This is a genomic window from Simiduia sp., assembly GCF_058345725.1.
In genome coordinates this window covers 178,323-184,911 of record NZ_JBTUOC010000004.1, presented here as the reverse complement: position 1 = coordinate 184,911, position 6,589 = coordinate 178,323, and the positions used below count along the sequence as shown (strand labels likewise).

Here is a 6,589-nt window from a genome sequence, read left to right as displayed (position 1 = left end):
GTCGCTTTTGGGTCCCTTACCCGCTCCCGACGCCTGCCCCGCGGGTTGGGCACTGGGCCGGCTGTAGGCGCGGGGGCGGCTCCCTCGCCCCCCACTACCGGTCTTATCGGATGGGTTTGAACTGAGATTGGTTAAGGTTCGAACCCATTTCTGCATCAAGTGACAATAAAGGTCAGCAACAATGAACATGAAAAAACACTGGCAGCGTAACGCATTGGCGCTAGCGGTGATGGCTGCGGCCGCACCAATGACATCGGCGCAAGTGGCAAACGATGCCCAGGAAATTAAAATTGCCAGCCCCCTTGAAGAAGTCGCCGTAGTTGCACGCCAACGCAGTAGCGCTGAGGACGTGATCGCAGAACGCCTGGAATACGATGTTGTTACCGACATCATCAGCAACGAGCAAATAGTGCGCGTGGGTGATCCAAACGTAGCCTCGGCCCTGCGCCGTGTGCCCGGTCTTACCTTGGTGGACGACAAGTTTATTTACGTGCGCGGCCTGGGTGAACGCTATTCCTCTGCACAGCTTAACGGTGCTCTGGTGCCATCGCCGGATCTCCAGCGCAACGTGATTCCGTTAGATATTTTCCCAGCCGAAGTAATTGAATCGCTGGCCGTTCAGAAGGTCTATTCGGCTGACATGCCAGCAAACTTTGGCGGCGGTAATGTCGACATTCGCACGCGAGCGTTGCCAGACGACCTGTTAGTTAATATTACTGTGGGCACGGGTTGGAGCTCTGAAAGCACTGGCAAAGACGGCCTTAGCTACAATGGCGGTGGCGATGACGCCTACGGTGTTGACGATGGCACCCGCGCGATACCTGCGGAAATTGGCCAGGCAATTCAGGATTACCGTGGCGATATCTCCGTGGCCAATATTTTTAAAACCCTGAACTACGACGGCGGTTTTCACACGATTAACGAAGCTCAGGCCGTAAATCGGCAAATTGCGGCCTCGCTGAATCGCGACATCGACACTCACTCGAAAGATAACGGCCCCGATAAAAAAATCAAGGCCGGTGTCGGCTACCGATGGGATCTGGCCGACGATTGGGATGTGGGCTTTTTGGCCATGGGTTCCTACGACAATAAAGTGCGCAATAAAGACCGGACCAATCGCAGTGCTAGCGACCCGGATCGCATTTATTCCGACACCCAGCGCACTGTTGACGAAGTGGCGATCAACGGCTATGCGAGTGTGGGCATAACCTACGGGTTTGACCACCAGGTGGATTTAAATCATCTGTTTATTCGCAATACGGAAGACGAAGCGAGCATTACCCGAGGCTTCAATGCCAACAATGCCGAAGTAGACAGCGGCAATCGCTATGTCACTTACGATTTGCGCTATGAAGAGCGGGAGCTAAAAACCAATCAGGCCAAGGGCGAGCACAAACTGGTATCCACCTTTAACGAGTTGATTTACGAGTTGCCATTCCGCTGGGCTGATGACCTGTCCTTTAATTGGTATTACAGCGACTCGCAAGCAACCACCGATAAGCCCAATGAAGTGTCGGTAGAGGGATTAGATACCATCGACCTGAACACAGGCGAATTGGTATCGACACGGGTAGAAGATCTGTCGACAGCGGCGGTGTTTCGCTTTACTAACCTGGAAGACAATGTCGAAAGTTATGGCTGGGATCTACTCCTGCCAATCTCGGGTAGCAATTACGATCTGGCACTCAGCGGCGGTTACGACGGTTCGCGCAAAGACCGCAGCTACCTGGGTACGACGGTCAATATCGATACCTCCAACGCCCGTTCCGAGGCGCTCAGAGGCACGCCGGGTGAAGTGTTTGGCGGCGATGCTCTGACCGACAGGGATAATGGCTTTATCGCTTCACTGGGCTCTGCGGAAGCCGAGTCGTACCTCGCGGCGCAAACACTGGATGCCTGGTACGGAAAAGCAGACGTGACGTTGAATCAAACCTGGCGTATCTCCGGCGGCTTGCGTCGCGAGGACTTTAAACAGGTTGCGCTGCCAATCGACACCTTGGATTTCAATAACCAAATGCGCGTCGATAACGATGAGCTGGAAGACATTGTGGTCAACGAAACAAAGAACTACCCGTCTTTGTCGATGACTTACATGCTGCAGGATTTCTGGGCCGAGCAGTTCCAGTTTCGCTTGGGTTACGGCGGTACAACGGTGCGACCGGATTTGCGGGAAGTGGCCGTGGTTCAGTACATCGACCCAGTGACCGACTACCGCGTGGTGGGTAATCCCTATCTGGAAACGTCGGACTTGCAAAACTACGACGCCCGGGCCGAGTGGTTTTTTGATAGCGGCAACAGTTTTACCCTGTCGGCCTTTTACAAGGATATCGATCAGCCCATTGAAACCGTGCGCGCGCCAGGTTCAGACGATAACGTGGTATTGACCTTTGTAAACGCCGAAAAAGCGTCGCTTATCGGTATGGAAATGGAGTGGTTGTGGGGGCTGGACGAAGCGCTTGACGGTTTGTTCCTGTCGGGCAATCTGACGCTCAGCGACTCGGAAATTACCATTACCAACCAAGATATTGGCCTGACCCACAACGAGCGGCGCATGACTGGCCACTCGAAGGAGGTGGCTAATATTCAACTGGGCTTCGACTCGCCCGACGGCATGCACAGCGCCACGCTTGCGTACAACTACTTCGGTTCGCGCATTGCCTTTGCCGCGCGCGACGGCGCCGATGATGCCTATGAAGATCCGTTTCATTCACTGGATTTGAATTACGCGTTTTATCCGCTGGAAAACTTGAGCGTGCGGCTGCGTCTGACCAACCTACTCAACGAAGAGCGCACACTCACCCAGGGTGGTTCCACCATTCTGGAAGAGGTGGCCGATCGGACGCTGAGTTTGGGTGTTAAGTGGGATCTGTAAGTAAGGCCAAGGCGCAGTGAGCAACTGCTGCTCACTGCGACCGCATTGTTTCGATGGAATCGCAGTATAGCGAGCTTGACAGGAGCAGTACGCCAGGAAGGCGCCGTTGATCAGCCTTGGGTGCTCCGTCGGTGTTATAGGCCACCGGCGGGGATACGCTCGCCCGGGGCAGTCGATCACACATTGTCCTTTTGCACACCTTTAGCGGGCCTCGGCCCGCTTTTTTCGCTGGCGCCGGCGCGACGCAGATAGATTGTTAGCGGCCTGTTAGAATGGCGGTCTTTGCGCTGAGATTCCCTGTGCTCATCGAATGTTTTCAACAGCTGGATAGGCTCCTTTGGCAACACCGCCACTGGTGGCAATTCAGACCCTTTCATCGGGCCGACTACCCCTGGGAGGACGCCAAGCTTCGCCAGTGGCTGAATGACCTCGACGATCAAGCGCTTTGGGCGCTCGACGGCGACGCTGAGGCCTTGGCTGCAGCACTTGCGCCCTGGTTGCCTGCGGGCCTGCAACTGCAGGCGTTGCTTAAAACTTTTGAGTCTCAATCGCACGCAGCCTGCGCGCCAAACCCGCGGCTGGGACAGGGCGTGCCCGGTCGCAAATGGTCGCAAATTACGCACTTTGTCGGTCAGCTGCTGGCCCGGTCGCAAATAGCGCGGGGCTCGGTACTGGAGTGGTGTGCGGGCAAAGGGCACTTGGGCCGGTTGCTGGCCAGCCAGGGGTTTGGCCCTGTGCACAGTTGTGAGTGGCAGGCGGCCTTATGCTCCCAAGGACGACAGCAGGCCAGACAATGGGGATTTGATCAGCAGTTTATGGAAGTGGATGTCATGGCCATGGCGCCCTCGGCATTTCCTCAATGCGACACCAGCGTGGCGCTGCACGCCTGCGGCGATTTACATCGCCAGTTGTTGCAGCTCTGGGCCGAGCGGGGCGGGCGGCAATTGGCGCTGGCCCCCTGTTGTTATCATTTGCAGCCTGGCAGCGACTATCGGCCCATGAGCGCTCTTGCTCAGGGATCGGCATTGACTCTTGATCGAGCCGATCTCAGCTTCGCGCTGCAGGCAACGGTGACCGGCGGCATGCGGGCAGTGCGGCTGCGCGATACCGAACTGCATTGGCGTATGGCCTTTGACGAGTGGCAGCGCGCCGCGCGCCAGTGCACTGATTACTTACCCTTGCCCACATTGCCAAAGTCGCTGCTAACGGGTGCCTTCGAGCAGTTCATGGCCTGGGCAGCGGCGCAAAAACAACTGCCACTAAAACCCAGTCTGGATTCTACTGCGTGGTTGCAGCGCGGGCGTCTGCGCGCTCAGCGAGTAAGGCGCATGGAATTGGTGGCCAAAGTTTTTCGCCGGCCGTTGGAGTTGTGGTTGGTGTTGGATCGCGCGCTATTTTTACAAGAGCGGGGGAAGGCAGTACAGATACTACCCTTTTGTGATTACGCCACGACACCGCGCAATTATTTAATTTTGGCACAGCGTAAGGAGTGACTATGCCGCCGGATAATTCACCCGCCGGTTTGGGCCATAGCGCTGCCAGGCTCACCGTATGCCTGGCAAATAGGCCGCCCGCGCCGCACTATCAGGCGTTGACGCAAATACAGCCGTTGGCCACCGGCGAGCTGGATCATATCGTTCGCAATAGCGGCAACCACTGGCGCAAAGTGTTTAATGTGTATGCCAAATTGGTGTGGTCCTTACATCAGCGCCAACCCCATTGGGTGCGCGGGCACTACCACCGTTGGCAAGAATTTCGCGACGCCGAATTACTGCAGGCGCACAGCCATCAATGCCTGCTATTTACACCGCCAATGTTGCGCAGCGGCTTGACAGTTATCGCCGGCAAAACCTGGGCGCTGCAGTTGGACATAAATTCACAATGGCAATGGCTGGACGCGCACTTTGCGGTGCACGCGCACAACCCCTGGGTGGTGAGCCCCTACTTCGATTACCGACAATTAACCAATGCGCGCATCGAGCAATTAGCGACGCTGTTGTTGCAACGCGCCTCAGCACCATTGCTATGAGCGACGAATACACCGTGCCGGCGCAGGCTGCGGAAGTGACCTTGGCCATCAAAAAAAGCCAATTTATTACTCGCGTTTTGCCCGTTGCCGACAAAGAGGCTGTCGTCGCGGCGCTGGATCAAGCCAGGCGAGATTACCCCGATGCGCGCCACCACTGCTGGGCCTATGTCATTGGCAACCCCTTTTCGCCAACGAGCGTGGCCTGTTCAGACGACGGCGAGCCAAGCGGAACCGCAGGCAAGCCCATGCTCAATGTGTTGCAGCACAAACAATTGGGCGACATCATGCTGATAACCATTCGCTATTTTGGCGGCGTGAAGTTGGGTGCGGGTGGTTTGGTGCGCGCTTACAGTCAGTCGGCGCAACTGGCTATTGAACAGTGCCCATGTCGCGCGGTTATCCCGCTGTTGCAAGGGGTGGTGGCGGCTGATTTTTCTGCGGAGCAACCTCTGCGCCATTGGCTGGCACTGCGTCAAGGGCAAATGCAGGCCGTGAAGTATGGCGATTTATGTCGATATACCATCGCCTTGCCGCAATCCCAGGCTGCCGATGCACGCGCGTTTTTTCGCGCGCAGGGTTGGCAGTTTACGGCCGCCGCGCCAGTTGCCTGAGCTGTGTGCTCTCAGGCACTTTCGTGGCGTCGTAGTTCACCGAGTCATTGCCGCCAGAGACCGATAAATGCCCGCGCACAGATCGCGCAGGTGGATAATGGGGCTGTACAGGGGCCAATGCGCTACACTCTGGCCCACACAACCCAGTGCTTCGCGAGGAGGTATCGTGATTACCTACACCTATTGGTTTTTGTTCTTTGCCGCAGCCGTGGGCGTGCTCTACCTATTTGGCGGACGCGGCATGTGGAAAGCGGCGGTCTTGGTGGCTGGCAGTATTTTGCTGGTGGGTTGGGGCGCCTATTATTTTCATTTTGAACAGGTCTTTGTGAAGCGTTTCGGCGGCGTTATGACGATTACCATTCCCAAGGGGCAGCGGCACATCGCCACCACCTGGAAGGACGACAATTTGTGGGTGGAAAACTATGATCCAGCCACAAATACTTGTTATTTCTACGAGTACGCCAAGGGTAATTTACTGGAGGGGAAGGTGGTGATTAAACAGTGCAATCCCCTCATGCCTCAAGCGGCGCATTAATCCTGCTGCGCCGATTAGTCTTAATGGTGGCCGCAGCAACGGTGGTGGTTGCGGCACTGTCGCACGTGCTATTTCCGCGCGCAACTCCACCGCCCTGCCAATGGCAGGGTGCACCTTTACCCTTGGCCGATGCCGGGTGCTTGACGATAGTGCGAGGGCGGGTGTTGGTGATCCGCGCCTGGGATGGCCGCATGGCGCTGCCCGGTGGCACTGCCATTGCCCGCGAAACTGCCCAGTGTACGGCCCATCGCGAAACCTGGGAGGAAACCGGTTATCCCGTTGCGGTGCAGGCGTTGTATCAGCGCTTCGACAACGGTTTTCATCTATTTCATTGCGCGCTGGTCGACAGTGCGCCGGCGGGGCAAAACGCTGGCGCTGAATGGCCTTTGGCTCCACGGCCGTTTTCCATAGAGGTGCGCTCTGTGCATTGGCTTAAGGCGGCACAGTTAAAGGATTACCCCTGGCGCTTTCCCGCCCAAATGACGCTGCTAGAAGCGGCACTGAATACCACCGAGTAACAGCTCACCCGCCGGTGCTGGGTT

6 protein-coding genes are annotated in these 6,589 nt (G+C 56.7%); all 6 read left to right on the top strand.

The window, feature by feature from the left end:
* Window positions 1-181 precede the first annotated feature (181 nt).
* Window positions 182-2,872 (top strand): TonB-dependent receptor domain-containing protein, encoded by a 2,691-nt coding sequence (locus ACW8F6_RS01360; RefSeq protein ID WP_491574036.1) that lies wholly within the window; start codon window positions 182-184, stop codon window positions 2,870-2,872.
* A 299-nt stretch (window positions 2,873-3,171) separates the two neighbouring features.
* Window positions 3,172-4,365 carry a methyltransferase gene (locus tag ACW8F6_RS01355; protein WP_491574035.1) on the top strand — a complete coding sequence of 398 codons (1,194 nt, stop codon included), beginning with the start codon at window positions 3,172-3,174 and terminating at the stop codon, window positions 4,363-4,365.
* A 2-nt stretch (window positions 4,366-4,367) separates the two neighbouring features.
* Window positions 4,368-4,901 carry a DUF6942 family protein gene (locus tag ACW8F6_RS01350; RefSeq protein WP_491574034.1) on the top strand — a complete coding sequence of 178 codons (534 nt, stop codon included), beginning with the start codon at window positions 4,368-4,370 and terminating at the stop codon, window positions 4,899-4,901.
* The gene (locus ACW8F6_RS01345) at window positions 4,898-5,512 is read left to right on the top strand and encodes an IMPACT family protein (protein WP_491574033.1); all 615 of its coding nucleotides are present in this window, start codon (window positions 4,898-4,900) and stop codon (window positions 5,510-5,512) included. The genes ACW8F6_RS01350 and ACW8F6_RS01345 overlap by 4 nt, the downstream gene beginning before the upstream one ends.
* A 166-nt stretch (window positions 5,513-5,678) precedes the next feature.
* The gene (locus ACW8F6_RS01340) at window positions 5,679-6,047 is read left to right on the top strand and encodes a hypothetical protein (RefSeq protein WP_491574032.1); all 369 of its coding nucleotides are present in this window, start codon (window positions 5,679-5,681) and stop codon (window positions 6,045-6,047) included.
* The gene (locus ACW8F6_RS01335) at window positions 6,014-6,565 is read left to right on the top strand and encodes an NUDIX hydrolase (protein ID WP_491574031.1); all 552 of its coding nucleotides are present in this window, start codon (window positions 6,014-6,016) and stop codon (window positions 6,563-6,565) included. The genes ACW8F6_RS01340 and ACW8F6_RS01335 overlap by 34 nt, the downstream gene beginning before the upstream one ends.
* The last annotated feature ends 24 nt before the right edge of the window (window positions 6,566-6,589 follow it).

Bases quoted from the DNA above. Each gene is read 5' to 3' on its own strand.
- ACW8F6_RS01360 (WP_491574036.1), top strand. From the start codon at position 182: ATGAACATGAAAAAACACTGGCAGCGTAACGCATTGGCGCTAGCGGTG.
- ACW8F6_RS01350 (WP_491574034.1), top strand. From the start codon at position 4,368: ATGCCGCCGGATAATTCACCCGCCGGTTTGGGCCATAGCGCTGCCAGG.
- ACW8F6_RS01345 (WP_491574033.1), top strand. From the start codon at position 4,898: ATGAGCGACGAATACACCGTGCCGGCGCAGGCTGCGGAAGTGACCTTG.